The sequence below is a fragment of the Chryseotalea sp. genome, assembly GCF_057350905.1.
The window spans coordinates 683532-710209 of sequence record NZ_JBMRCF010000001.1 but is presented as its reverse complement, the minus strand read 5'-3'; the positions used below and the strand labels follow the sequence as shown (position 1 = coordinate 710209).

The window sequence follows — 26678 nt, the reverse complement described above, 5'->3', positions numbered from 1 at the left end:
ATTATTTTGTAACAGGAATTAAGCTTAACAAGTCCAACTCATCATGACTGTAGCTATATTGATAAATGCCCTCGTCTCCTGTAATGGTTGCTATTCCGTTATGCAATATAACATCATAAGTATGTATGTCCTCAACCTGATGAAGCATTTGTATGTTGTTAGGATTGCTTACATCAAATACTTTAAAGCCGAAGGTTTGCTCACATACGAATAAAATATTATCTCTTACCCCAAGTCCAAGCGGTGTATTCATAGGGTAATTTGCAATGAGCACCGGGTTATTTGGATTGGAGATATCAATAATCTCTAATGCATTGGTGCCTCTGTTGCAAAAACTTCCGCTGCTTAATGTAACATAGGCCCTGTTGCCTTCTACAACAACCGGATCGCAGGAAACGATGTGAGAATACCGGAAAATAAACTGTGGGTTCTCAGGATTGCTGATCGAATAAATGTACATGGCGTCCTGGGCGCCAAGGTATAGATAGGTACCCCGCGTAGAAATTGTTTCGAGCCCAAAGCCCACGTTCATGGTTTTCAGCATTTCAAAATCATTATTGTTGCTGATATCATAAACACTTAATGTTGTTTGAGAAGCTATGTAGAGATAGTTGCCATTAATAGCGAAACGGGATAATGATCCACCCTGTCCTTGACCACCACCCACCTGAAGGTTGTTGGCTCCATCATCTGTGCAGGCCATGACTAAACAAAGCCAAAGTAAATTCCAAATAGTCTTAGTTTGTCGCATAGCAGTCAGGGTTATTAAGTTCAACAGATTGCCAGCCAACCACCACACCTTTTGATACATCCACACATTCAAAATAAAAACCTGCAGGCGGTGGCACACCCAAATTCCAAATTGCCAGGGGGATTGAATCAAGAACAGCCAATGAATTAAAGCCATTGAGTCTGATGGATTTTAAATCGCCATTGTGATCCGCATAGAGAATATCATCTTTAATGGCCATATCAGTATTACCTAAGAGGTTAATAAAAGCTGTGGCTTGCGGATTGGAAGGGTCAGCATTATTGTAAATATGAATGCCCTTACCACGTTCGTTAATCAATAAAAATTGGTTATAAACGTATATTTTCCCAGGATTTTCCAAGCCACGGGCTTCCAGCAACGAGACCTCCGTTGTTGCCGGGCTACCGTAAAGCGGTCTGTAGCCATTTATTTTGCCTGCAGGAAATTCGTTTCCAAATGGTTCTACCACACAGGCCGAAAGACTCGCAACAAAGAGTGCAACCACAAACAAAAGTTTTATAGTTTTGTGCATCATAAATTCTTAGACAAGTAAACCAGCCTAATAGTTGTAAGCAACACTAAATTAATATAAGCATTTGAAACTAGCAGCTATCGACATCGGTTCTAACGCTATTCGCTTTCAGATTTCATCTGTTCTGGAAAATGGCCCTAAGGTAATCTTCAAAAAACTTGAATATGTACGTTTTCCGCTCCGTTTAGGGCATGATGTATTTGCCACAGGCAAAATCAGTCCAAAAAGCATAGAAAAGTTTAAAAAGCTGATGACTGCTTACAAATTATTGATTGACCTGTATGAAGCTACGGATTATATGTTCTGTGCTACTTCGGCCATGCGCGAATCGGAAAACGGGTATGCCTTAGCCGAAGAAATTGAGAAAGAATTGGGTGTAAGCATTGAAATTATTGATGGCAACAGAGAAGCTGAATTTATCAACCGTGCCATACAATCTTATCTTTCAGATAATACCTATTTGCATATAGATGTGGGGGGAGGAAGTACAGAACTCAACCTGTATACAGGCGGTAAAAAAATAAAAACACGTTCTTTTAAAATCGGCTCTGTTCGTGTGTTGGAAAATTACGATTCGCCTGTGATGTGGGAAGACATGGAGAAATGGGTACGGGAAAATGTAAAGAAAGAATTAGGCAAAGTGACTGCGGTGGGTACCGGGGGTAACATCAGTAAAATGTATGAGCTGGCTAAATTGAAACCACACCGCCTGATGTCGTTTAAAAAAATGATTGAGGTGAGGGATATGATTGAAAGCCATAGTATTGAAGATCGTATTTATAAACTCCAGATGAATCCGGACCGGGCCGATGTGATTATCCCTGCCAGTCGCATATACATGAAGGTAATGGAGTGGGCTGGTGCAAAATATATTTTTGTGCCGGATGTTGGTTTAAAAGACGGCATGCTCCTGCATCTTTACGACAGGAATATACAACAGCATAAGATAGAGTTTGTGAAGTAGCCTTCTCTTGGAAAGAAAGTGATCAGGGAAAACCAACCACTTCAATGTAAAACTTATAAGCAATTCATTTTCTACAATAAACAACTCTTTTTACAAACGAGTATGTTGAGCGTAAGTTTGATTTTTCTTTATTAAAGAATAAACAATTCTAAAATAAACTAAGAAGATTGCTATCGCTATTAAGAACGCATAATTCAAATAGGTTTGATTCTTAAAAAAAATATGTCTTTCAAATGACAATATAGAAAAAGATTGCATCCTGTAGATGTATAAAAAAATAGCATATAGGACTCCTTCGGAAATAAAAAAGTAAATATGGGTTCTTCTTTTAAAGGAAAATTTGAGAAAGAATGTTACCAACATATATAACAATGCTAAACTAATATAATATAAGCCCTCAATCGAACTTGAAGCATTAATGATACTCATGTGATAAATCGAAACAAGCACAAGCGTCAAATGGATTGGAATTAAATAATGCTTTAATAGAAGATTATTCATTTATCTGAAAGTTATAATCTATAGGTTCTATTTCTTGTGACAATCTTCAAATTTATGTTCTATAACTAGTCTTCTTCCACCACCAAAGGGAAATCCTGACCTCTTGAAAACGTATGCGGATACTGTGGTTTACCTTTTAGCTTGCGTGTTAGTTCAGGTACCTGATCATCCAGGTATGATTTCAATTCGTATATCGTAACCTTACCGTCCTTGGGTGAACCATCGGCTTCACCAGAGAGTCCTTTGATTAACAGATACGTAAAAATACCGTGACCCAGTTCTGCAAACTCTGCTGCAAATTGTTCACTGCCCGCTGAGGCCATTACATGAATACCTGCACTTCTCGAAAGTTGCGCAATGGCTTTTTCTTCTGTTGCACCTCTGGCAGCCATTAACTCCACTGACCCACCCGACTGACAAGCATCCATAATGATCAGCTGTTTTAATGCCTGTATCTTTTTAAACTTTTCTTGCAATACACTTCCTTCAATCGCTTCCTTTTGAAGCGCGTTTAAATCGTACAAACGCAAGCTCTCGGTAGGAATAAAAAAGAACTGATCATCTACCATACTGCCATGCCCTGCATAATAAAAGATAAATACATCTTCCTGCTGAATTTTTCCAGAAAGCTCATCCAGTTTATTTAAAATGCCTGTACGTGTAGCTTCTCCATCATATAAAGTATGTATCTCTATTTTTTTATGAAGTGATACCCCCATCTCATCAATAACTTGCTTAAAAGATTCTGCATCTGGCTTCGCGTAATTAAGTGCCAGCTTAGGATTTTTATATTGATTAATACCAACAGCCAGTAAATAACAAGTACTGTTCTTGGTGACAACATCTGAAAAGATTTCAACGGAATGTGGATCTGCCTCTACCCTGTCCAGGTTAGCAGCGGTAGCAGAAAATGTATTATTACCTCCAACAAGTGAAACTTCCTTCTTAAATGTAGCGACCTGTCCTTTTCCTTTAGGCAAGGCAAAGTTTTTATCGATCAAAACAGATTTACCATTGTGAAAGAGTTTGAAGTTCTCCACGCCTGCGCCATTGTCTTGTACACGAACATAGAGTTCTGCCTTTCCTTTTTCTGATGAAGGAAGTAAGGCAACCTTAACGTGTGGCGGAGGTGATTTTAATAATTTACCCTGCATACTTTTATAACCATCATCGCCTCCCCTGCTTTGGAAAATCTTGGGTAATAAATCAGGTCTGTAAAAATCATTGAAGAACTGATCCGCTGAATAAGTCTTCATGCCATCTACAAAATGAATATAGCGTCTGGCTTGCTCTGTGGCATTAAAATAACCTTCAGGGCTTTTCGCCATCCAGTCTTTTTCTCCAATATGAATGTGTTCAAAAAACTCCTTTCCTGAAGCGAGGTCCCAGAATTTTGTTACTCCATCAACGCTATGGCTGATCAACATCTTTTCATCAGTAGTGAGTGCTAAACTCATCACCTCACTTTGATGACCTATAAATGTCTTGATGACTTTGCCAGTAGTCATATCCCAGTATCGTATAACGCGGTCTGCTCCGGCACTATAAAAATTCTTCTCTGAGGCAGTCATTACGCTGGCATAGATTGCACCCTGATGCCCTGTGTATTTTTTTTCCATCAAGCCAGTGCCCACATCCCACAAACGCACAGAGCCATCCCAACTGGCACTTAAGAGTTTGCTGCCATCATGCGTGAGTTGCAAAGCAGAAACTGTTTCCGTGTGGCCAATAAATTCGCGAATGACTTTCTTTGTATCTATTTCACGCAAAGCCAAACCGGTTGGCAGATTGGCTGTGAGCACGTACAAATCATTTGGTGTAAATTGCGCCAGATAGGCAGAGGCATTATCAAGGTCGATATAGCTTAAGCGTTTGCCTGTAGACACCTCGTGGATTTTCAATGAACCGTCCCAACTACTACTCACCATTTTAGTTTCATCGTGACTGAAGTTAACATCAAATACAGGTTGGTTGTAGGATTTGATTGTACGCAGTGTATCTCCCTTCTTCGCATCCCAGAGTATCAACATTCCATCTGCACCCCCTGTTAGCAGCAAACTTCCATCGCGGTTATAACGGTAGCAAAGCACCGCCTTTTCATGGCCTACATATTCCATTGCTGTTTTTCCAGTTGCGATATCCCAACGTTTTGCTTTTGTACCAAACTTCCCCCTCAGTAATGTTTTATTATCGCTGCTTACTATCACACTTCCTTTAAAGCGGAGGTATTTGGCAATGCTGGCATCCCAGTAGGAATTAGGATTATAGTTTAATCCACCCTTATCTCTTGCATTCAGAAAGCCAGTGAGCTCTTTTACTTGTTTACCAGCGCCTATATCGAAGATCATCACTGTATTGTTATCGCTGGCAATCAATAAACGTTTGCCATCGGCAGTAAAATTTGCCTGGTTTAACGCAGCTTCTGCATCAGGAGTGATGGTCTTGATCAAATCGCCTTGATCAGCATTATAAATCGAAACAGCATTTTCTGTGCAGATAGCGATTAGTTTTCCGCTACCACTTACAGTAACAGATCGCAGATTATTGACCTCTTTACTATAGGTGCTCACTAATTTTCCATTGCTGAGGTCATATTTTATTACAGCATCATTGTTCGATGCTTTAATCAGATACTTGCTGTCTGGTGTGAATTGAACATCAGTATAACAACCTCCACACGAGGAATGAAGTTGGGAAGTATTGAACGTGTATATTCTCTTCCAATCACTGCAACGATAGACATTAGCTGTAAAGCCATCCTCTCCCACAGCAAGCCATTCACCATTCGTACTGATGGCGACATGGATAAGTCCACCTGAACCAGCATAACCATTGGCATCCATTTCTGCTAACTTTTTCTTTGTCGTAACATCCCATACACGCACTTTTTGTCCAAAACCTACTGTCACAAAAAATCTGCCTTTCGGATCATAGGCTACATCAGTTATGCGTTCTTCATCCGGTTTGATAGAGAAGAGTTCTTTGCCTGTGGCCACTTCCCAAATTTTGGCTGTAGCATCACCATTAGCACTGATTAGGGTTTTGCCATCACTACTGAAATTCAATTGATTTACAGAGGCGCTATGCCCTAAGAAGGTGCGTACCTCACGACCTGTGCTTAACTCCCAAAGCTTTATTGTTTTATCGCGACTCCCAGTAGCCACATAATTACTATCAGGGCTTACTACTACCGTGAGCACAGCAAGCTCATGTCCTTTTTGGATAACCGTTTCCAGATTTTGAGCATAGGTAAATTTTATGCTAATAAAAAAAATAATGTATAAGCATAGCTGCTGTTTGGTGATCTCCGGGTAGCCCAAAAATTTTCTATTCATATCATTTCCCATTTGAGCAGTGCGCCCATGTCTGTCTCGTTAATTCTACTCACAAATTAAATTATAATAATTCATCAATCGGTATACTGAAATTCATTTAAAGTGCTAATCTGTTTAGCGTTCAAAAAATGTTTTGTCAAGTCCTTATAACTCGGAACAAATCGTACGTAGTGTTAAACTTAAATAGGACAATACATCGTTGTCAGTATTTTTTAATGGATGTTTCCAACAAATTCATTAAATTTAATATCAATAATCTATCATGAAAGCAGCAGACTTAAAATTTAACCTTGTTAACAGCTATTTGGGGCTTTTAAACAATTTAAGTATTGATAATAAGCTTGAGTTGATTGCTAAGCTATCAGACTCGCTAAAGGGCTCTAAAAGGCCAGTTGATAAATCTATCCGTGATCTCTACGGTGCTTTTATCTCACCCAAATCTGCAGAGGAAATTATCACTGAGCTCAAAAATGCCAGAAGTTTTAATAGAAAAACGGAAGCGTTTTGAAGAAATTCCTTCTTGATACAAACATCTGTATATACTTTTTAAAAGGACAATACGATCTTGATAAGAAAATTGAAAAAGCTGAGACATCGAATTGTTTTGTTTCAGAAATAACCATTGCAGAACTAAAATTCGGAGCGGAGAATAGCGAGAATAAAGAGAAGAACTGGGAAACCATTGATTATTTTGTAAGTAAATTTACAATCATTCCGATCTTTAATTCCCTTGACGTTTACGCAATAGAAAAGACCAGATTAAGAAAGAAAGGATTTCCTTTGGATGATTTCGATCTTTTAATTGGTGCTACAGCAATTTCAAATGGCCTTACACTGGTGACAAGGAACACCTCTGACTTCGAGAGAATGGAGGGAATTGAAATGGAGAATTGGGTGACTGACTAAGCACAAAGTCAAATAAAGCCCAATAAAAAAAGGGCCTTTCGGCCCCTTCACTTATCAATATTAGTATTGACTATTTCACCTTGTTCAACACTGCGTTGAACGCTTCAGGGTGGTTCATGGCTAAGTCGGCAAGAACCTTACGGTCCAAATTAACACCTGACTTTTTCACTTTACCAATGAAGGCTGAATAGCTCATACCGTGTTCGCGAACGGCAGCGTTGATACGCTGAATCCAGATAGCGCGGTATTCTCTTTTCTTTTGCTTGCGATCGCGGTATGCGTACACAAGTCCTTTTTCAACGGCATTTTTTGCTACCGTCCAAACGTTTTTCTTACGACCAAAGTAACCTTTGGCGAGCTTTAGCACGCGCTTTCTCTTGGCGCGGGATGCTACAGCATTGACTGATCTTGGCATTTCTTTTTACATTTTTGACAACTGGCGTCTCTTCTTACAGAGGTCTTAGGTGCCAGGCATCGGGTTAAACATATATTCTCCTTCGCTTACGCTCCGGAGAACGAACCAATCCTGATTTAAAATCAGAATGTTACACGAGGTACGGTAGCATAATGGCTACGTTCTTCGCATCTGCCTTACTTACTACCACTGTTCCAGTAAGGTTTCTCTTTTGTTTTGTCTCCTTCTTTGTGAGGATGTGGTTTTTGAACGCTTGCTTGCGCTTTATTTTACCGGTACCGGTTACTTTAAATCGCTTTTTGGCGCCCGACTTGGTTTTTACCTTCGGCATTTTATTAAACAGTTAAATAAAAACTACTTTTTAGCTTTGGGCTGAACAAGAATACTCATGTTCTTACCTTCCAGCTTTGGCAATTGCTCCACCTTTCCATGTTCTTCCAAGGCCTGAGCAAACTTCAATAAAAGGATTTCTCCTCTTTCCTTATACACAATTGAACGACCTCTGAAAAACACACTTGCCTTTACTTTAGCACCTTCACCTAAGAAGTTGATGGCGTGTTTTACTTTAAAGTTAAAATCGTGATCATCTGTGTTCGGGCCAAAACGAATCTCTTTCATCACGACCTTCTGGGTCTTCGCTTTGATCTCTTTTTGTTTCTTTTTGTGCTCGTACTTAAACTTCGAGTAATCCGTAATTCTGCAAACCGGTGGATCTGCATTGGGCGAAATCTCCACTAAATCTAATCCCAGATCCTGAGCCAGTTTAATGGCCTGCTGAATGGGATATACGTCTACCGCAACATTTTCACCAACGACACGCACACGTTGTGCCGTAATTCGTTCGTTAATCTTGAAAGGTTCTTCCGGACGCTGCGGGCCTCTTCTCTGAAATGGCCTTGGATTAGGCTTAAAATTCGGGTTTATACTCGTTTTGTTTAAGTTCTACAAAAACACATGCTTACCTTAGGCAAACAGGGTGCAAATATCGGTAAATACTGTTTAAAAGCAAACTTTACTTCAAAAATGCCTAAAAAGGTGCTGCGCATTCTTTGCGGAAGTTCTCCACAAATTCATCAATCCCCACACTACCCTGGTCGCCCTGACCATGCTTACGAATGGCAACCTTTTGTTCATTCACCTCTTTCTCCCCTACAATCAGCATAAATGGTATTTTCTTAACCTCTGCATCGCGGATTTTACGACCAATTTTCTCGTCACGATCATCAAAAACACCACGAATATCGGCTGCTTTTAAACGCTCATAAACAGATTGTGCGTAATCATTAAACTTCTCAGATATTGGCAATACCGCTATCTGATCCGGTGCTAACCACAAGGGGAAGTTACCGGCACAGTGTTCAATCAATACCGCCACGAAGCGTTCCAGCGAACCAAAAGGTGCGCGGTGTATCATCACTGGCCTATGCTTTTGGTTGTCTGCCCCTACATATTCCAATTCAAAACGCTGCGGTAACTGATAATCAACTTGTATAGTACCCAACTGCCAACTTCTTCCTAACGCATCACGAACCATAAAATCAAGTTTAGGTCCATAGAATGCTGCTTCGCCTTTAACGGCTACAGTTTTCAGCCCTCTCTCATCAGCTGCCTCCTGAATCTCTCGCTCCGCCTTATCCCATAAATGATCTTCTCCAATGTATTTGGCTTTATTGGCCGGATCGCGCAATGAAACTTGTGCAGTATAGTTTTCAAAACCTAAAGAGTTGAACACATGAAATACCAGGTCGATTACTTTCACAAATTCTTCCTTCACCTGATCAGGGCGACAGAAAATGTGAGCATCGTCTTGTGTAAAGCCACGTACGCGTGTCAAGCCATGCAACTCACCGCTTTGCTCGTAACGATATACTGTTCCGAACTCCGCTAAACGCACTGGTAAATCCCGGTAAGAGCGAGGTTTGTGTTTATAGATTTCACAATGGTGCGGACAGTTCATGGGCTTTAGCAAGAACTCCTCTCCTTCATCCGGTGTATGGATAGGTTGGAAAGAATCCTTACCATATTTTTCATAATGACCAGAAGTAACATACAACTGCTTGCTGCCAATGTGTGGGGTTACTACAGGATCATATCCGGCACGCACTTGTGCTTTGCGCATGAACTGCTCAAGACGCTCACGCAGAATAGTACCTTTTGGCAACCACAAAGGCAAGCCCATACCTACTTTCTCGGAGAAGGTGAAGAGCTCTAACTCTTTTCCTAGCTTTCGATGATCGCGTTTTTTGGCTTCTTCCTGCAGATGCAAAAACTCTTCGAGCTCTTTTGCCTTAGGGAATGTGATTCCGTACACACGGGTGAGCATCTTATTATTCTCGTTACCGCGCCAGTACGCACCAGCCACGTTGAGAATCTTGGCTGCTTTTACAAAGCCTGTATTTGGTATGTGCGGACCACGGCACAAATCTGTAAAGTTACCTTGTGTATAAAAGGTAATAGTACCATCTGCCAGATCGTTGATCAGCTCCAGTTTATATTCATCACCTTTTTTGGTGAAGTATTCAATCGCTTCTGCTTTGCTTACCTCTCTTCGCTCGTAAGCGCTAGCCTTCTTTGCCAGCTCCAGCATTTTCGCTTCAATCTTAGCGAGATCATCTTCCGCGAAAGCTTTGCCACCTAAATCCACATCGTAATAAAAACCATTTTCAATAGCAGGGCCAATACCAAACTTGGTACCGGGGTACAAAGCCTCTAATGCCTCTGCAAACAAGTGAGCTGAAGAGTGCCAGAAAGTAGTCTTACCTCCTGCATCATTCCACGTCAAAATTTTAATGGAAGCATCTTCCGTTATAGGCCTTGACAAATCACGGATTTCACCATTTACTTCAATGGCTAATGAAACCCTGGCCAAGCCTTCACTGATACTTTGGGCGATTTCTATGCCCTTCACATGTTGCGGGTACTCACGCACGCTGCCATCGGGCAGTGTAATTTTAACACTCATACTTGTCGAAAAAATGAATGGCAAATATAGGGCTTATTCAACAATGAAAGCATTAACTCTCAGGATTATACCTGACAACTAGCATAGCGGCAGAAGTCTGGATGCTTACGCGAATTCTGTCTCCGTAAAAATAAAGACCAATGGCAGGAATTACAGCGTTAGCTGCACTGTTCCGAATACACCAAACTTACGTACATCAGGTCCGTCCAGATAGGAAAGTCTATGGATGAAATCAATTCTGAAAAATTTGAAGATGTTTTCAACACCATAACCCATTTCCAGATAAGGTTTACGTAGGGACAGCTGCCCCGGGGGTAAAATCTCATTGTTCGGATCAGTGTTTTGTACAATAAGGTTCTGACTGGCCTGACTCATGCTACCATACACCATATTGGCTGTACCTACGAGGCGCCACTTAAGCTTACGCAACAATGGCATCCTGTTAAGTAACAAACCCTCGAAGTGATGGTTGTATTGAGCTGTAACATAACGATCGCTCACAAACTCCCCATAATCCATCAGGTTAAAAGTAAGGGGTGTGAAAATCGGTGTTTGATTGCCTAAGTGAAGACCTAATAAAGTATAAGGCAGGGGCTCGAAAACATATTCTGCGGTAGCCCTTAACTTTCCTGTACCCAAAATGCCGAGACGGGTTCCTTTCTCGAAGGAGAAACGGAGTTTATTGTAATCAAAATCGCTTCCTGCAATGTTTTTAATACCGCGGGTATAGCGGAGTGTTAAAACTGGCCACTTTATAGTTCCCAGACTTACACGTTGATTATCGTCCTGTAGAAAGACTTCATCTCTGGCATAACGTGACTCCACGATCACCTCTGAAGTGGTGTACCTTGATTCAATGGGTGAGTTTACAATGTCATCCGGATTTTCGTAATAGCCAAAGTTGAAAGCCGGATCAAACGTAGCATGCCTTACGGCTATTCGCTGGTTAAATCCTTTGAACAGTTCTCGCTGGAAATCCAATTTTGTTTCGTCAAAATAAAATCCGCGTCTGAAAAAGCCCCAGCGCTGTGAAGCCAGCAAGAGCGCGTTTCCGCCCACAGCTTCATCATCAAAACCAAGGCGGCCCAGGTCACTTCGTGAACGAATGCTCCAGGTTGTCCAACGTCTGGTAGATAAAACCTGCTTGGCATAAACTACATACTTATACTTCTCATCTAAAAAACCATAGCCTATCTGTCCGCCAAATGTCCATTTCTTATTAAATGCATACGTTGTGCGGAAGCCGGGCATAATTCTTATGCCCTCTATGTTGTTGTATGAAATCAAATCGGGATAGGGTCCAATTTCAATTTTCTTACCAACACCAATATAACCGTCAACAACAACCCTGATGATGTCTGTATATGTTCTGATAATGGGAATGTTACGAAGTGTATCAATCATCTTATACACGTTCCGCTCAGTTTCAGTAAGTGGTTCGTGCCTTAAGGTATCCCAAACCGTTTCATCATTTTGGTTAAGGCGGGCACGTTCATCTAATAAAATCGGTCTTTCATAAAATGTTAAATCATAAGGCTTATTAACCACAAAGTTTTTGTTTGATGTGTAAAACTTGGCGAGCATACCTGCACTGTTATTGCTTAACTCACTCACATCAATCAATACACGATTCTTCACTGGTAACCAGGCTCCGCCTGAGGTTGGTTCAAGCTCTTGCTGAATGCGGATTCGTTCAATGAAGTTCAGGTTGGCTCCCTTCCCAATATTTACATCAATCTGTTTGAGTGCGTAATTATCTTTTGTTATCCACATGCTGCCAGTAAAGGCAAGATCCTGGGGTGATCGTGGGAAGAAATCAAGGCGATAGCAATAGTGCTCACCTACGAAAAGACTGTCTATTAAATCATAATCATAATACAAACGCCAGCCGTCTGCTATAGGTGAAACAAATTCTTTCTCTACAATATTTAACCAGTTTTGATAAAAATTATATTCCTGAAAAGAGGAACCAACAAGTTGTGTCACGGTTGTTCCATCTTCTACACCTAATCCATTGATTTTTGAGTGAAGGATTTTTTCGAATTTGGAGTTAGGATTATCTCTGTAGTATAACTTTGAAACGCTTTCCGTGATAAAAATAGGTAAGATCGGCTTACCATCTTCGCCAGCAATGCGCTCTACACTATCCAGTACTTGAGTTATTTTCTGAATCAGTTTTCGCTCTCGAAACTTTTCAGACATGTTATCAACATCAACTTCAATTTTTGTATACGTATCGTATTCGTAGGCTGACAGTCTGCGCTTATCGTTTTCTTTTTTATTACGCACTACTTTACGAAGCACTTCAAAGGCAGGATTCTCCCCGGCCATGACAACTACCTCCTGTAAGTTGGTAACCTCCTCCTCTAACTGGAAGTTAACGGTTTGTGTTGTACCCTTTGTAATAACTTTAGTTCTGGGTTTATACCCTATGTAAGAGGCGAGCAGGGTATCCTTAGGGGTATTGGTCTTTAGTAGATAATTACCGTCAAAGTCGGTGGTCGTTCCAATGCTGGTTCCCTTATATAAAACATTAACAAAAGGAATGGGATCTCCTGAATTGGCATCGGTTACTTTGCCTTTAATGATAGTTTCCTGAGCAAAGGCTGTTGAAGCAACAACAAAGAAAAGGAATATGAAAATGGGTCGGGTAAGCGTATTCACAACAGTTAAACTCCTCAAAAGTATAAAATTTACACGTGCTTACTTACGTGTCAGGGACGATTTAGTTCTTCCTTTTCGCCTAAAAAACGTGGTTCGGTATTAAAAACATAGAGATCCAGTATAGCCAAAGGCCTGGCTAACAGCTCTCTGGTCAGTACTTTAACTGATTGCATGGCTTCAGGTTCTTCAGCAACTACAACGATTGCATCCATCCCAAAATAATTGCTGATAAATAAAGAACGGTAACTGTGAAAGGGTTGTGTAATGATGGTGATGCTTTCCTGGCCGAAGATCTCTTTGCAGCGCACAATCGAATCGAAGGTTCTTAGACCAGCGAAATCAAGTGTTATGATTGCAGAAGGTACCCCCTTAGCAATAAGGGCTTTGCGCATTTCAGCTGGTTCATTGTAGTATTTACTCCTATTGTCACCGCTTACAATAATATAATCTGCTTTACCAGCTTTATAGAGATTGTAAGCAGTGGTAATTCTATTATCAAAAAATGGATTTGCACTACCATCTGATAGTTTTCTGCTGGTGCCTAAAACAAGTGCCACTGATCGGTGCGGTGCTTCTGCTGAAGTGTTGTACACCTGGTTTTGAGTTGACGCCACAACCCACACATTACTGATAATAATAAACAGGGACAGAGAGAGGAAGGCATAAAATACCATTCGCCTGATCCATAGCCATGAACTAAAGCCCTTACTCGACAACACAGTGCAAAGTTAACACAGATTAAGCAAATAATGCACCTGCAATTGTTCCACTTAACATAGTAGCTAAAGAGGCAGCCAATAAGGCACGTGGTCCAAGTTTTGATAAATCGCCTTGTCGCGATGGTGCCATACCTCCTATGCCACCAATCTGGATGGCTATTGAACTGAAGTTAGCAAATCCGCAAAGGGCATAGGTAGCAATGATGATTGATTTTTCACTGAGCACACCAGCAGCTTTCATGTCTGAAAGACTGAGGTAAGCAACAAATTCGTTAATCACCATTTTTTGACCAAGTAAGCTTCCTACCTGCACTGATTCAGACCAGTCAACCCCCATCACAAAGGCAAAGACTCTGAACAATTGTCCAAAAATATATTGTAAAGAAAAACCGTCAAAAGCACCATTGGTACTTGAAACAACCCAGGCATTAAGACCTGTCCAGTTACCTATACCATCTACCAACATCCAGTTTACCGCATAGATCACCGCGATAAAAGCCAATAACATGGCGCCAACGTTCAGAGCAAGTTTTAAACCATCACTTGCACCTGTGGCTAAGGCGTCAACGATATTAGTACCTATACTTTCTTTGTTAACCTTTAATGTCCTGTCAATTTTTTCAGGCTCGATTTCAGGCATGAAAATTTTAGACATGACTATTGCTGCGGGCGCATTCATAATGGAAGCACACAAAAGATACGTTGCAAACTTGGTGGCTTGCTCGGGGTCTGCCCCTCCTAAAAAAGTAATGTAAGCCCCCATTACACTGCCTGCTATGGTTGCCATACCACCTGTCATTAAGCAATGCAATTCAGAGTTTGTCATTTTTGCAATGAATGGTTTTACCAACAAGGGAGCCTCTGTTTGGCCCATAAAAATATTACCTGCAGCTGACAAACTTTCGGCACCAGAGAGACGCATGGTCTTAGCCATGATCCAGGCAAAAACGTGCACAATTTTTTGGAGCACTCCCAAATAGTATAACCCTGATGTAACGGCTGAAAAGAATATTAAAACCGGCAGTGCCTGAAAAGCGAACAAGAATCCTAAGTTATGTCGCGCACCAGCAACGGCATCGCTGTTGCGCGCTAAATCGCCAAACAAAAAGGAAGCACCCTCTAAACCAAAATTTAAAAATTTAACAAAGCCACTCCCTACTGTTTCAAATCCATCTCTGACAACGGCTACCTTCAACACTAAAACGGCTATGACTAGCTGTAGCAAAAGTCCTGATATGACTAAGCGCCAATCTATTTTTTTTCTGCTGGCCGATAGCAACCAGGCTACTGCAACAATAAAGGCTATGCCTAATAATCCGCGCAAATAATCCATATCTCTTGGCTTTTACTCAGTGGTTGAATTTAACTGAGTTAATTACGTTTACTCAATTCATCGCGGATCTTCGCGGCTTTTTCGTAGTCTTCTTTATCGATGGCATCTTTCAGCAACTCATTGAGTTTATCTACGCTCAGGTTCTTATAATCATCCTGGCTTTTGGAAGCCTCTCCTTTCTTAACCCTGGTTTTTGGTTCTGGTTTCACCTCTGGTTCATCATCGGCTTCATCTGTCAGAACTATACCGGCCTCAGCCAGGATATTCTCGTAGGTAAATATGGGCGAATCGAATCGAAGACCTATGGCGATGGCATCTGAAGGTCTTGCATCAACCTCCATTTTTTTCAAGCCATCGGTGCAGATAATTTTTGCAAAGAAGACACCTTCCTTTAAATCGGAGATGATTATTTCTTCAATCGTAAAATGAAAATTAGTCGCGAAGGCTTTGAAAAGATCGTGGGTCATTGGCCGATTAGGCGAAATCTTCTCGATTTCAATCGCAATGGCCTGAGCCTCAAACATTCCAATAATAATCGGCAGCCTGCGGTTTCCCTCTACCTCACCCAACACCAGAGCAAAAGAGCCAGTTTGTGATTGGCTGGAGGAAAGCCCCAGTATTTCTAATTTAAGTTTATTCACAACAGCAAGATAATAGTTCTTTGCAAATAGTTAATTGTTGGTCAAAGAACCTGCAAAAAACACAAAAAATCAAAAAAACTATTTACCTGCCTTTACTGCCGCAATCAGTTTGGGCAGCACATCAAAAGCATCCCCTACTATGCCATAATCAGCGGCTTTGAAAAAGGGAGCATCAGCATCTTTATTGATAACTACAATGCATTTGGAGGAGTTAACACCTGCCAAATGCTGAATAGCACCAGAAATGCCAACTGCTATATACAATTGAGGGCTCACTTTAACACCTGTTTGTCCCACGTGTTCGTGATGTGGTCTCCAGCCGATGTCTGACACAGGTTTGCTGCATCCGGTAGCTGCACCTAAAAGCTTGGCAAGCTCTTCAATTGGTCCCCAGTGTTCAGGACCTTTCATACCACGACCACCAGATACTACAATATTGGCTTCTGGTAGTAAAATCTCTCCGGTGGCTTTTTCTGTAGCGGTAATTTTTGCTGCAAAATCAGCATCGCTTAACTGAGGCGCAAAAGTGGTTGGTGCTACATCGCTGCCAACTTCTTTGATCTCAGCCGCATTCTTTTTAATGGCTATTACTTTCTTGGCGTTCTTCAGTTCTATTTTAGAAAAAGCCTTTCCTGTGTATATGCTCTTCTTTACTACAAAACCTGCTGATGTTTCTGGTAATTCAGTGACATTGGTGGCAATGCTGGCACCAAGCTTTGTAGAAACACGGGCTGCAACGGGCGTACCTAAAGATGAATTGGCCAAAACCAATACATCGGCACTTTCTGCATTCATGGCTTGTACAATTGTGTTGGTATATGCCTGAATTACACCATCGTTAAGTTTAGCATCGCCCGCGTGTAATACTTTTTTAGCACCATATCTTCCAAGTGAAGCTAATTCAGCGGCCTCTACAGTTCCCAAAGCCAGGGCGGTAACATTACCCCCCATGCCATGTGCGTAAGCCACAGCTTCTAATGAAGTCTTCTTGATTTTACCTTCTGCACTTTCTACAAATACTAAGATATTCATATCGTCAATCGTTGATTGTGTTCGTTAAAGATTTTAAAGATTAAAGAACCTTTGCTTCGTTCTTCAATAAAGTTACCAGTTCAGCAACATTGTCTGCCGACACCATTTTCACAGCACCTTTTGCAGGAGGTAATTCAAATTGCTGAAGACTTACTCCGCTATCCACTGCTACTGGTTCCACTACCTGCAAGGGTTTAGTGCGCGCAGACATAATACCACGCATGTTCGGGATTTTCCATTCAGCAATAGGTTCCTGACATCCGGCTACGAAAGGAAGATTTACCTCTAGCAACTCTTTACCGCCTTCTATTTCACGCGCAAGTTTAGCTTTTGTTCCGTCTAACTCCAGTTTCATCACTGGCGATAAAGAAGGTATTCCCAATAATTCACCTACAATACCGTGTACAACACCACCATTAAAGTCAATAGACTCACGACCCATCAATATCAAATCGTAACCTTTAGATTTTGCATGCTCAGCTATTTGCTTGGCTACAAAGAATGAATCGCTTGGCTCAGCATTCACACGCACCGCATCATCCGCGCCAATGGCCAATGCCTTGCGAATGGTTGGTTCGGTATCTGCAGGGCCAACATTTAAAACTGTAACAGTAGTACCAGCATTGGCTTCCTTGATTTCGATGGCACGCGCCAGGGCGTAATCATCGTAAGGGCCAATAATGAATTGCACACCATTGCCATCAAATTTTGTATTGTTGTCGGTAAAATTGATTTTTGATGTGGTGTCGGGAACGTGCGAAATGCAAACTAAAATCTTCATCGTGCTCACTATCAGTTAGTTGAAAACTCCTTTTCTTAGAGGCCTCAAGATAAATCATAAAATTGGAAAAATAGTATGCATGCCTACAAAATTTATGAATACGCAAAGGATTGAAATGCTTAAAAAGCTGGTTTTAGAAGATCCGAATGATCCCTTCTACCCATATGCCCTGGCCTTGGAATATTTGAAAACGCAGCGATCGGAGGCCTTGTCTATATTAAAGGAGGTAATGGAAAAGCATGCGGATTATTTGCCCAGTTACTACCAGGCTGGTCTATTAAATATAGAGTTTGGACAACTTGATGAGGCTCAGGCTATTTTGGAAAAAGGCATAGCACTGGCACAACAACAGAACGACCGCAAGGCCCTGAATGAGCTGCGGTCGTTGCTTGACAATATGTAAAGTATTACGAAGGGTGTCTTAGCTGCTGGCTACGAGTTACTAGCTGATAGAAATAAGTGAATGCTAACGAAAATATCAAATTTTAAAACGGAGCATCTTCATCGTCTAAGGATGGTGGTGCCGGTCTTGGTGGCGCTTCTGTATCACCTGTATTCAAACGACTTTCAAATTTGCGGAAGCCTTCGAACGGACTATCATTAGATGGCGCATCGAAATCAGCAAACTTCGTGTACTTGCCTATAAACTTCAGCTTAACCGTTCCGGTAGAACCATTTCTGTGTTTAGCTATGATGACTTCACCCATGCCTTGTGTTGGCATGTTGTCTTCATCTACTTCAATCTTGTAATACTCAGGGCGATACAAGAACATTACAATATCAGCATCCTGTTCAATAGAACCCGATTCACGTAAGTCAGAAAGCTGAGGGCGCTTATCTCCTCCCCTGGTTTCTACACCACGACTCAATTGTGACAGAGCCAATACAGGTACATTCAATTCTTTAGCAATTCCTTTTAAGGCACGCGAAATAGAAGCGATCTCCTGTTCGCGGTTACCCCCCTGGTCGCCCTTCATGAGCTGCAGGTAGTCTATAATAATGAGTTGCACATTATGTTCAGCCTTTAAGCGTCTACATTTGGCGCGTAATTCGAGTACTGATAATGCAGGTGTATCATCAATGAAAATGGGTGCAGAAGAAAGCTTGTTGGTTTTATGTACGAGTTGTTGCCACTCAAAATCAGCAAGTTGACCTTTCTTAATTTTTTCACCTTCCAATTCAGCTTCGGCAGAAATCATACGATTCACCAGCTGAATCGAGGCCATTTCTAAAGAGAAAATGGCTACTGGCATTTTGAAATCAACTGCGGCATTGCGTAAGGCCGAAACTACAAAGGCAGTTTTACCCATACCAGGTCGTGCCGCAATGATCACTAAGTCAGAACGTTGCCAGCCTGAAGTCATACGATCCAGTGCCGTAAAACCACTCGGCACTCCGGTAAGTCCGTCTTTATGTTCCTTCAGTTTTTGCAATTCCTGAATGGCACGATACATGAGGTTCTTCATGTTATCGTAATTCTTTCGAAGGTTTGAATCAGAAATTTCAAAAACGGCTTGTTCGGTTTTATCTAATAATTCGAATACATCGGTGGTATCTTCATAAGCATCTGCATGAATCTGAGAAGCCACTGTAATCAGTGTTCGCTTGATCGCCATCTCAATAATCACACGGGCGTGATATTCTATATTAGCTGCTGAACTTACTTTGGAGGTAAGTTCGGCAATCTTATACGGGCCGCCAATAATATCAATCTTACCCGACTTGCGCAGTTGGTTCACCACCGTGCGCATATCCACTGGCTCTGTATTTTTAAAGAGCTCTACAATGGCTGAATAGATTTCTTTATGCGCCTCCGCATAAAAATGTTCAGGTTTTAAAAATTCAACGACCGCATTTAATGCATTTTTCTCGAGCATGAGTGCACCTAGCACCGCTTCCTCCAGATCAAGCGCCTGAGGCGGCAATTTGCCTAAGCTTTCCGAAATGTCTTTCGGTACTAACTTGTTTGACTTGTTACCTATCCTCAGTGCTGATCGCTCCATACAAGTGGTTGTTGTACGTTCTTTAAATATTTTTTAGGGGAGACAAACGTACAACGATGTATAGATACACAGTAGACAAGTTCTGCACAAAGCATCCATGTGGAAATGTTCATAAGTATCCAAAATCACGTCAGTAATTGTCAATAGAAAGACTTGGGAAGGTAATGGTGATTAAAACCAGGCTGTGCACTGTGGACAAATTTTCATTACTTTAGCCACAAAAACATTGAGTAATGGCAGTGAAGCTGCAGAAGATACATTTTATAGCGATCGGTGGTAGCGTTATGCACAACCTGGCCATCGCATTAAAGGAGTCTGGTCATACGGTTACCGGATCTGATGATGAAATTTATGAACCCTCGAGATCCTTCCTCCAGCAACAAGGATTGTTGCCTGTTTATGAGGGTTGGAATCCCTCCTTACTGGATAAATCTTATGATGCTGTTATTCTTGGCATGCACGCTAAAAAAGACAACCCTGAATTACTTAAGGCTCAGGAGCTTGGCTTAAGGATTTACTCATTCCCTGAATACATTTTCGAACAATCAAGAGATAAGCAACGTGTAGTTGTGGCTGGTAGTCATGGTAAAACAACAACTACCGCACTTATAACGCATGTGCTTAACTACCACAAACGCAAATTTGATTATGTAATTGGCGCACGCGTTGAAGGATTGACCAACACGGTTAAACTATCGGATGCACCTGTCATTATAATAGAGGGTGATGAGTATTTGTCTTCAGCCCTTGACCCAACACCCAAATTTTTACGGTACCAACACCACATCGGCATTATAACAGGCATTGCCTGGGATCACGCCAACGTATTCCCTACTGAAGAGGACTATGTAAAACAGTTTGATCTATTTGGCGACCAGACCCCAAAGGGTGGAATGCTTATTTATTGCGAGCAGGACTCCATGTCCATGATGATTGGCAAGAAAGAAAGACATGATGTGTTTACCATTCCTTATAAAACGCATCCTCACGCAGAAGAAAATCATCAATGTTATTTGACCAATGGCAAGGAACGGTATTCTATCAAAATCTTTGGTACGCATAATTTACAGAACATCAGTGCTGCAAAAGAGGCCTTAAAAAAAATCGGAATTACTGCCGATATGTTTTTTGAAGCAGTCTCCAGTTTCGAAGGTGCCGCGGGCCGATTACAAAAAGTTAAGGAGGTGCATGGCACAACCATTTTTAAGGATTTTGCACATGCACCCTCGAAAGTAAAAGCTACTGTTAAAGCCGTTAAGGAGCTATACAACGACCGAGATCTGATCGCTTGTTTTGAATTGCATACCTACAGCAGCCTTAACAAAAACTTTTTACCACAGTATAAGGATAGTTTTAAATATGCCAACACGGCTGTGGTTTATTTTAGTCCTGAAAAAGTAAAAGCGAAAGGCTTTCCTGAAATTACCGCTGAAGAACTAAAGAAGGCTTTTGGTAATCCATCAATACAGGTTTTCACTTCAACGCAAGATCTGATTGCCTTTTTAAAGCAACAGCAATACAAAAACAAAAACCTGCTCATGATGAGTTCAGGTAATTTTGGCGGACTGGATATTAGTCAACTGGCCTCCGAACTGATTTAATATCATCTCCAATCTTATGAAATTGAATTTAAAAAATCCGCTGTGCTTTTTTGATCTTGAAACTACTGGTATCAATATTACGCATGACCGTATCATTGAAATAGCAGTAATTAAAATGATGCCGAACGGAGAAGTATTGCGGAAAAGCAATTTACTTAATCCTACCATCCCCATTTCACCAGAGTCTACTGCCATCCATGGCATTAAGGATAGTGATGTTGCCGATAAACCAACCTTTAAGGAAGTAGCGAAGGATTATGCAAAGTTTTTTGAAGGGTGTGATCTGGCAGGATTCAATATTTTGAAGTTCGATATTCCCCTGCTGGTAGAGGAGTTCCTCAGGGTTGGCGTTGATTTTGATTATGGCAGAAAACGCATTGTTGATTCACAACGCATTTTTCATTTGATGGAAAAAAGAACCCTTTCTGCAGCATATAAATTTTATGTGGCTGAAGATATGGTTGATGCGCATTCGGCAGAAGCAGACACTGAAGCTTCTATGAAAGTGTTGCTGGCACAAATTGAACGGTATGACGGACAGGATGTAACCGATGGCTTGGGTAAAAAAGTGGGCGAGATCCGAAATGATATGGATAGTCTGCATAAACTGACGGGTGCAGAAATGGTAGACTTAGCTGGCCGTATTGTGCGCAACCAAAAAGGTGAAGAAGTTTTCAATTTTGGGAAGCATAAAGGTAAAGCAGTTACTTCAGTACTTTCAGCAGAACCATCCTATTATGATTGGATGATTAACGGTGATTTTGCCCTTGACACTAAGCGCAAGTTGACAGAAATCAAGTTGAGAAACTTTAAACGTTAATTCTTTAATCTTGCGTTTTCTTCAGCCAGGAGGAAGTCAATTCATTAAGCAATGATACCTTTTGAGAGAAGTCTCCCTTAATATGACTACGCACTTTATTCATGTTGACTAGCAATTCATCTGCCGATTCAGGAATTACTTCTTCAAAAAATTCACGTATTCTTTTGGCAATGGTTGGTGATTTTCCATTGGTTGATATGCCCAGTTTCAGGTTTCCTTTTGTAACTACAGCGCCAAGATAGAAATCACAAAGATCTGGTGTGTCAGCTACATTAATTAAAATCTTTTTCGCTCTTGCCTCTTCATAAATGCTGGCGTGTAGAATCTTATTATCTGTAGCCAGTATCACGATATTTTTCCCCTCCAGGTCTTTGTGTTCGAAATCGCGGTGAATCAACGTTAAGTTAACGTGGGTGCTAGCCAGCTTTCTAATTTCAGGCCTAATACTTCCGGCAACAAGGGTAATTATTGCATTCGGACTGCTCTTCAGCAAGGCGTTAATCTTTTCAAGTCCCACATTACCTCCACCAACTACAAGGCACTCCAGATTCTGCAGTTTGAGGAAAATTGGAAAAAGTGTATTCTGAAAAGGCTCCATACACTTCTATGCGGTATGCTGAAACTGTTGTGAAACCTGATGCAATCTATTCGCAAAATATACCACCTCTCCTATTACAATTATAGCTGGAGCCTTCATGGCATTGGACTCTACCAGGCTTACTATAGTGGAAGCCTTTCCAACAATACTTTTTTGGGTTGGCAACGTACCATCCTGGATGATAGCCACCGGAATATCTGGATTTCCATCATTGACGAATACTTCCATGATCTCCTTCAAATGATGAAGCCCCATCAGAATAACAATGGTAGCAGAGGATTGAGCGGCCAATTGTATATCTTTTGAGATCGATCCCTCACGTGTTGTGCCCGTTACTATCCATAGACTTTCGCTCTTCCCCCTGGCAGTAACCGGTATGCCTATACTTGCAGGCACTGCCAGTGCACTGCTTATACCAGGTACTATATCAGTCTCTATTCCAAATGATTCGGCATAAGCTATCTCTTCTGCACCCCTTCCAAAAACAAAAGGATCTCCACCCTTCAATCGAACAACGTGCCCATACCGGTTGGCAAAATCAACAATCAGTTCATTGATTTTGTCTTGAGAGAATGCGTGTTCACCAGCCCGTTTTCCTACACAAAAAGATGGAATGCCTGTTGGAATTCGCTTTACAATTTCATCTGAAACAAGCGCATCATACAACACAACGTCTGCCATTTCAAGCACACGCAGCGCCTTTAAGGTAATCAGTTCAGGATCACCCGGGCCTGCCCCCACCAGACTAAGCTTGCATCTATTTTTCAAGGCTATCATACAGTTTGATTTTTGATTGCTCCGGCTAAATGATAAGCAATGCAGTCTTTGAGGAAGGTTTTCATGTCTTCCAGATAACTTAGTGCAAACTCAGCGGAAGGATCATTCTTGTTAATCTGTAAAATGAATTCCTTGAAATTTTTTGCGCGGGTGATTGTGCTTTCCGAAAATTCTTTTTCAAAATCCTGCACAATCTGAATTTGTGTACTGGGATGTATTTCTTTTAACAACAACAAGGCTTTTGCGGCATTCACTCCAGCACTGTAGCTATGATAAATCGCATCTGCATACTGTTGATCCTGTATGGCCTGTGCCGACCACTGCAGTTTTTCTTCCGATTCGTAGAAAAGGGTAGTTACTAAATCGATGATGACACCAGCACACTCACCCGTAGCTGTCTGAAGCTTAAAACTGTGATCTTCACTCCAATCACAATAATCAGTTGGTGTTATGGATGACAAGTCACTCAATGGCTTCAATAAACTATAAAAATGATTCCTTCCAATTCTCTCAAAATAATCGTGATAGTATTCTCCCTCGTTGGATTGGTTCATAAAATCATTAAGCAATAAGCGCAGGGCTGCTGGGCCTCGCTTGCTCGGAATTTTGATAATTTTATCTGAAATTCGTCCGTCTCCATCTTTTAAACGACCGCCACCAAGCAATACCACCAAAGCAGGAAGTACTTTACCCTCCTTATCTTTTATGGTGCTTCCATGCAAACCAATTCCAGCTAAGCCATGCTGCCCGCAAGAATTAGGACAACCACTGATTTTTATTTTAAGATCGCTGTTATAGATAAGGTCAGGGTACTCTTCACGAATAATTTTTTCTAATTGCAATGAAATATTTGAACTGTCTGAGATAGCTAAATTACAAGACTCCGTACCGGGGCAGGCCGTAATATCTCCTACGCTGTCAAAACCTGGTTCTGCCAATCCAAATTTATCGAGTGCTTCAAACAAGTGCGGTAAAGCTGAAGGGTGTACAAAGCGAATGAGATATCCCTGATTGATGGTTACCCTGAGTTCAGAGGAAGCATATTTGTCTACCACCGCAGCAAAAGAACGCGCCAGCGTTGAAGACATATTGCCCAGGGGAAGTTTTACGTATACACCAAAAAATCCATCCTGTTTTTGCTTTACTACATTGGTGCTCAACCAGCGTTGGTACTTGACTTCATTAGTGACCGTTATTTTTTCGAAAGCAGTAAACTCATTGATATTTGAATGCGAAAGTATATCCTTGTTAATCGTGTAGGTTTTGTTTTTAATTGCTTTTCGCTCTTCATTTACAAGATTCAAGAAAGCCGGCAATCCCAGTTCATCAATAAGAAATTTGAGTCTTGCTTTCATTCTTCTGTTGCGCTCTCCATAGCGATCAAAGACCCTGAGTACAGCTTCTGAAAAAGGTATAATTTGATCTTCTTCTAAAAAATCGAAAGCCTTTAGTGCAAGGTGAGGATTCGCTCCCAAGCCACCGCCTATCATGACTTTAAAGCCTCGCTTACCCTCTTTAAGTTTAGGAATAAAACCAAGATCGTGGATAAAACTGAAAGCAGAATCCTCATCACTCGATGAGAATGAAATTTTGATCTTACGCCCCATCTCCTGACAGATAGGATTTCGCAGAAAGTATTGAAACATCTCATAGGCATATGGGCTTACATCGAATGGTTCCTTGGGATCAATGCCCGCTAAATCAGACGTTGTAATGTTTCGAACTGTGTTGCCACAGGCTTCGCGTAAAGTAATATTGTCTTTTTCAAGCTTTGCCCACAGTTCAGGTGTTTTATCAAGGCTAACAAAATGCAATTGAATGTCCTGACGGGTTGTGGCATGCAGATTTTTACTTGCATATTCATCAGACACATCAGCAATGGTTCTCAATTGTCGGGTAGTCAAACGCCCCATCGGAAGTTTAATCCGGATCATTTGCACACCAGCTTGTCTTTGTCCATATATACCACGGGCAAGTCGTAGACTTCTGAATTTATCATTATCTATCTTTCCATGTTGGTATAGATAAATTTTCTTTTCTAGATCAATGATATCTTGAGCTACTACAGGGTTGGTAATGTCTTCAAGTTCTGTGCGAAATGCCTGCATTGTATTTTGGATTAGTGGAAAGTAAAAGAGCCTCTCTGAAAGTTTCAGAAGAGGCTCCATCATATTGAGTTTAAGACAAGGTCAGGGTTCTCTTCTATTTAAGGATGGCATCATGCAACAACACATAGAAGCTGTTTCATTTATTCTACACTTATATATTGAGGTATTGAGCATATTTCAAGGTAGCTTCTCCTTTCTGGTTCAAATATATGTAAAATTTATTAGTCTACTATTCCCATAGATATAAGATATTTTATATTTTTGCCCCATGCTATTAGATACATGGATTTCAGGCAAATTGAAGACCGATCAGGAAGCGGCACGCTGGATTAGCGCTACAAAAGCAGTTTCATGGCGTATTGTAGGTACAATTGATACCTGGATCATCTCCTTTATTATTACAGGACAATGGGAATTAGCGTTCTCTATCGCCTCGGTTGAGGTCTTTTCAAAAGTAGTGCTCTATTATTTTCATGAAAGAGCATGGGAAAAAATTCGGGTACGTACCAGTAAAACAAATCGGGTATGAACCAGCAAGCACTGGCAACACAACTTAATGGCCTGACTAGCTCAGAAGCACTGGCGTGGGTAGCAAGCAATTTTACTAAACCCAAATTTTCCACAGCACTTGGGGAAGAAGACCAGGTATTAACACACCTGATTGCTAAACTTCAGCTTCCCATTGAGATTTTTACACTGGATACAGGCAGGTTGTTTTCAGAAACATACGATCTGCTCTCCCTTACAGAGCAAAAGTACAAGCTTAAAATTCAATTGCATTTTCCGGAGGCCGAAGAAGTTGAACAATTTGTTGCGACTAAGGGAATCAACGGCTTTTATGATTCAGTAGAAAACAGAAAACAATGCTGTCAGGTACGCAAAGTTCAGCCACTTAAACGCGCACTTGCCGGAGCCGATATATGGATCACTGGTTTGAGAAGCAGTCAATCAACCAACAGACAGCAAATGCAAAAAGTTGAGTGGGATGCCGGCATGAACATATTAAAATTCAATCCACTCCTCGATTGGACAGATCAGGAGTTAAAAGAATTTATTGAACAGCATAACATACCCGTTAACACACTTCACAAAAAAGGATTTGCAAGCATAGGATGTGCACCTTGCACCCGTGCTATACTTGCCGGAGAAGACTTGCGAGCCGGCAGGTGGTGGTGGGAAAGTTCAGCAAAGGAATGCGGGTTACACAATACCAAAGTAGTTATACATAATTGAGA

The 26678-nt window shown here is 41.2% G+C and carries 25 protein-coding genes; 8 read left to right on the top strand and 17 right to left on the bottom strand.

Features of this window, described 5'->3' with window-relative positions:
• Position 1 precedes the first annotated feature (1 nt).
• Complete coding sequence (locus ACO1XM_RS03220; RefSeq protein ID WP_486225756.1) at positions 2 to 751, bottom strand: LVIVD repeat-containing protein; 750 nt, start codon at positions 749 to 751, stop codon at positions 2 to 4.
• Positions 738 to 1256 (bottom strand): LVIVD repeat-containing protein, encoded by a 519-nt coding sequence (locus ACO1XM_RS03215; protein WP_486225754.1) that lies wholly within the window; start codon positions 1254 to 1256, stop codon positions 738 to 740. The genes ACO1XM_RS03220 and ACO1XM_RS03215 overlap by 14 nt, the downstream gene beginning before the upstream one ends.
• Before the next feature lie 91 nt (positions 1257 to 1347).
• On the opposite strand from ACO1XM_RS03215, the gene ACO1XM_RS03210 reads away from it, so the two are divergent.
• On the top strand, positions 1348 to 2247 hold the full coding sequence (locus ACO1XM_RS03210; protein ID WP_486225752.1) for a Ppx/GppA phosphatase family protein: 900 nt from the start codon (positions 1348 to 1350) through the stop codon (positions 2245 to 2247).
• Positions 2248 to 2813: 566 nt separating this feature from the next.
• Here the strand turns inward: ACO1XM_RS03210 and ACO1XM_RS03205 are convergent.
• Complete coding sequence (locus tag ACO1XM_RS03205) at positions 2814 to 6083, bottom strand: caspase family protein (protein ID WP_486225750.1); 3270 nt, start codon at positions 6081 to 6083, stop codon at positions 2814 to 2816.
• A 262-nt stretch (positions 6084 to 6345) separates the two neighbouring features.
• On the opposite strand from ACO1XM_RS03205, the gene ACO1XM_RS03200 reads away from it, so the two are divergent.
• On the top strand, positions 6346 to 6591 hold the full coding sequence (locus ACO1XM_RS03200; protein WP_486225748.1) for a hypothetical protein: 246 nt from the start codon (positions 6346 to 6348) through the stop codon (positions 6589 to 6591).
• On the top strand, positions 6588 to 6989 hold the full coding sequence (locus ACO1XM_RS03195) for a PIN domain-containing protein (protein ID WP_486225746.1): 402 nt from the start codon (positions 6588 to 6590) through the stop codon (positions 6987 to 6989). Before ACO1XM_RS03200 ends, ACO1XM_RS03195 begins: the two co-directional genes overlap by 4 nt.
• Positions 6990 to 7059: 70 nt before the next feature.
• On the opposite strand, the gene rplT is transcribed toward ACO1XM_RS03195, so the two are convergent.
• The 10 genes from rplT to ACO1XM_RS03145 all read right to left on the bottom strand — a co-directional run bounded on the left by rplT (position 7060) and on the right by ACO1XM_RS03145 (position 17536).
• Positions 7060 to 7404 carry a 50S ribosomal protein L20 gene (gene rplT, locus ACO1XM_RS03190; RefSeq protein WP_486225744.1) on the bottom strand — a complete coding sequence of 115 codons (345 nt, stop codon included), beginning with the start codon at positions 7402 to 7404 and terminating at the stop codon, positions 7060 to 7062.
• Positions 7405 to 7534: 130 nt separating this feature from the next.
• Positions 7535 to 7735, bottom strand: coding sequence for a 50S ribosomal protein L35 (rpmI, locus tag ACO1XM_RS03185; RefSeq protein WP_127120650.1), 201 nt, complete (start codon positions 7733 to 7735; stop codon positions 7535 to 7537).
• Between the two features lie 23 nt (positions 7736 to 7758).
• A complete protein-coding gene (infC, locus tag ACO1XM_RS03180; protein ID WP_486226534.1) occupies positions 7759 to 8328 on the bottom strand; it encodes a translation initiation factor IF-3 in 570 nt (189 codons plus the stop codon).
• Positions 8329 to 8431: 103 nt separating this feature from the next.
• Positions 8432 to 10366, bottom strand: coding sequence for a threonine--tRNA ligase (thrS, locus tag ACO1XM_RS03175; protein WP_486225741.1), 1935 nt, complete (start codon positions 10364 to 10366; stop codon positions 8432 to 8434).
• A gap of 150 nt (positions 10367 to 10516) precedes the next feature.
• Positions 10517 to 13048 (bottom strand): DUF5686 and carboxypeptidase-like regulatory domain-containing protein, encoded by a 2532-nt coding sequence (locus ACO1XM_RS03170; RefSeq protein WP_486225739.1) that lies wholly within the window; start codon positions 13046 to 13048, stop codon positions 10517 to 10519.
• Positions 13049 to 13080: 32 nt separating this feature from the next.
• Positions 13081 to 13749 carry a SanA/YdcF family protein gene (locus tag ACO1XM_RS03165; protein WP_486225737.1) on the bottom strand — a complete coding sequence of 223 codons (669 nt, stop codon included), beginning with the start codon at positions 13747 to 13749 and terminating at the stop codon, positions 13081 to 13083.
• Between the two features lie 19 nt (positions 13750 to 13768).
• Positions 13769 to 15082, bottom strand: coding sequence for a NupC/NupG family nucleoside CNT transporter (locus ACO1XM_RS03160; protein WP_486225735.1), 1314 nt, complete (start codon positions 15080 to 15082; stop codon positions 13769 to 13771).
• A 38-nt stretch (positions 15083 to 15120) separates the two neighbouring features.
• Positions 15121 to 15723, bottom strand: a complete 603-nt coding sequence (locus ACO1XM_RS03155; RefSeq protein ID WP_486225733.1) for a bifunctional nuclease family protein — start codon at positions 15721 to 15723, stop codon at positions 15121 to 15123.
• Positions 15724 to 15801: 78 nt separating this feature from the next.
• The gene (locus ACO1XM_RS03150) at positions 15802 to 16755 is read right to left on the bottom strand and encodes an electron transfer flavoprotein subunit alpha/FixB family protein (RefSeq protein ID WP_486225731.1); all 954 of its coding nucleotides are present in this window, start codon (positions 16753 to 16755) and stop codon (positions 15802 to 15804) included.
• A gap of 40 nt (positions 16756 to 16795) precedes the next feature.
• Positions 16796 to 17536 carry an electron transfer flavoprotein subunit beta/FixA family protein gene (locus tag ACO1XM_RS03145; protein WP_486225729.1) on the bottom strand — a complete coding sequence of 247 codons (741 nt, stop codon included), beginning with the start codon at positions 17534 to 17536 and terminating at the stop codon, positions 16796 to 16798.
• Positions 17537 to 17630: 94 nt separating this feature from the next.
• Here ACO1XM_RS03145 and ACO1XM_RS03140 point away from each other — a divergent pair, with 94 nt between their 5' ends.
• A complete protein-coding gene (locus tag ACO1XM_RS03140; protein ID WP_486225727.1) occupies positions 17631 to 17939 on the top strand; it encodes a tetratricopeptide repeat protein in 309 nt (102 codons plus the stop codon).
• Between the two features lie 82 nt (positions 17940 to 18021).
• Here the strand turns inward: ACO1XM_RS03140 and dnaB are convergent, their stop codons facing one another.
• On the bottom strand, positions 18022 to 19539 hold the full coding sequence (gene dnaB / locus ACO1XM_RS03135; protein WP_486225724.1) for a replicative DNA helicase: 1518 nt from the start codon (positions 19537 to 19539) through the stop codon (positions 18022 to 18024).
• A gap of 233 nt (positions 19540 to 19772) precedes the next feature.
• On the opposite strand from dnaB, the gene ACO1XM_RS03130 reads away from it, so the two are divergent.
• Positions 19773 to 21140, top strand: coding sequence for a UDP-N-acetylmuramate--L-alanine ligase (locus tag ACO1XM_RS03130; protein WP_486225721.1), 1368 nt, complete (start codon positions 19773 to 19775; stop codon positions 21138 to 21140).
• A 16-nt stretch (positions 21141 to 21156) separates the two neighbouring features.
• A complete protein-coding gene (locus ACO1XM_RS03125; protein ID WP_486225719.1) occupies positions 21157 to 21960 on the top strand; it encodes an exonuclease domain-containing protein in 804 nt (267 codons plus the stop codon).
• 4 nt (positions 21961 to 21964) lie between these two features.
• On the opposite strand, the gene ACO1XM_RS03120 is transcribed toward ACO1XM_RS03125, so the two are convergent.
• The 3 genes from ACO1XM_RS03120 to ACO1XM_RS03110 are packed head-to-tail and all read right to left on the bottom strand — an operon-like array spanning position 21965 to position 25443.
• The gene (locus ACO1XM_RS03120) at positions 21965 to 22558 is read right to left on the bottom strand and encodes a precorrin-2 dehydrogenase/sirohydrochlorin ferrochelatase family protein (RefSeq protein WP_486225717.1); all 594 of its coding nucleotides are present in this window, start codon (positions 22556 to 22558) and stop codon (positions 21965 to 21967) included.
• Positions 22559 to 22564: 6 nt separating this feature from the next.
• On the bottom strand, positions 22565 to 23335 hold the full coding sequence (cobA, locus tag ACO1XM_RS03115; protein WP_486225714.1) for a uroporphyrinogen-III C-methyltransferase: 771 nt from the start codon (positions 23333 to 23335) through the stop codon (positions 22565 to 22567).
• On the bottom strand, positions 23332 to 25443 hold the full coding sequence (locus ACO1XM_RS03110) for a nitrite reductase (RefSeq protein WP_486225711.1): 2112 nt from the start codon (positions 25441 to 25443) through the stop codon (positions 23332 to 23334). Before ACO1XM_RS03110 ends, cobA begins: the two co-directional genes overlap by 4 nt.
• Before the next feature lie 268 nt (positions 25444 to 25711).
• On the opposite strand from ACO1XM_RS03110, the gene ACO1XM_RS03105 reads away from it, so the two are divergent.
• Together ACO1XM_RS03105 and ACO1XM_RS03100 are read left to right on the top strand one after the other, a co-directional pair.
• Positions 25712 to 25972, top strand: coding sequence for a DUF2061 domain-containing protein (locus tag ACO1XM_RS03105; RefSeq protein WP_486225709.1), 261 nt, complete (start codon positions 25712 to 25714; stop codon positions 25970 to 25972).
• Positions 25969 to 26676 carry a phosphoadenylyl-sulfate reductase gene (locus tag ACO1XM_RS03100; protein ID WP_486225706.1) on the top strand — a complete coding sequence of 236 codons (708 nt, stop codon included), beginning with the start codon at positions 25969 to 25971 and terminating at the stop codon, positions 26674 to 26676. The genes ACO1XM_RS03105 and ACO1XM_RS03100 overlap by 4 nt, the downstream gene beginning before the upstream one ends.
• Positions 26677 to 26678 lie beyond the last annotated feature (2 nt).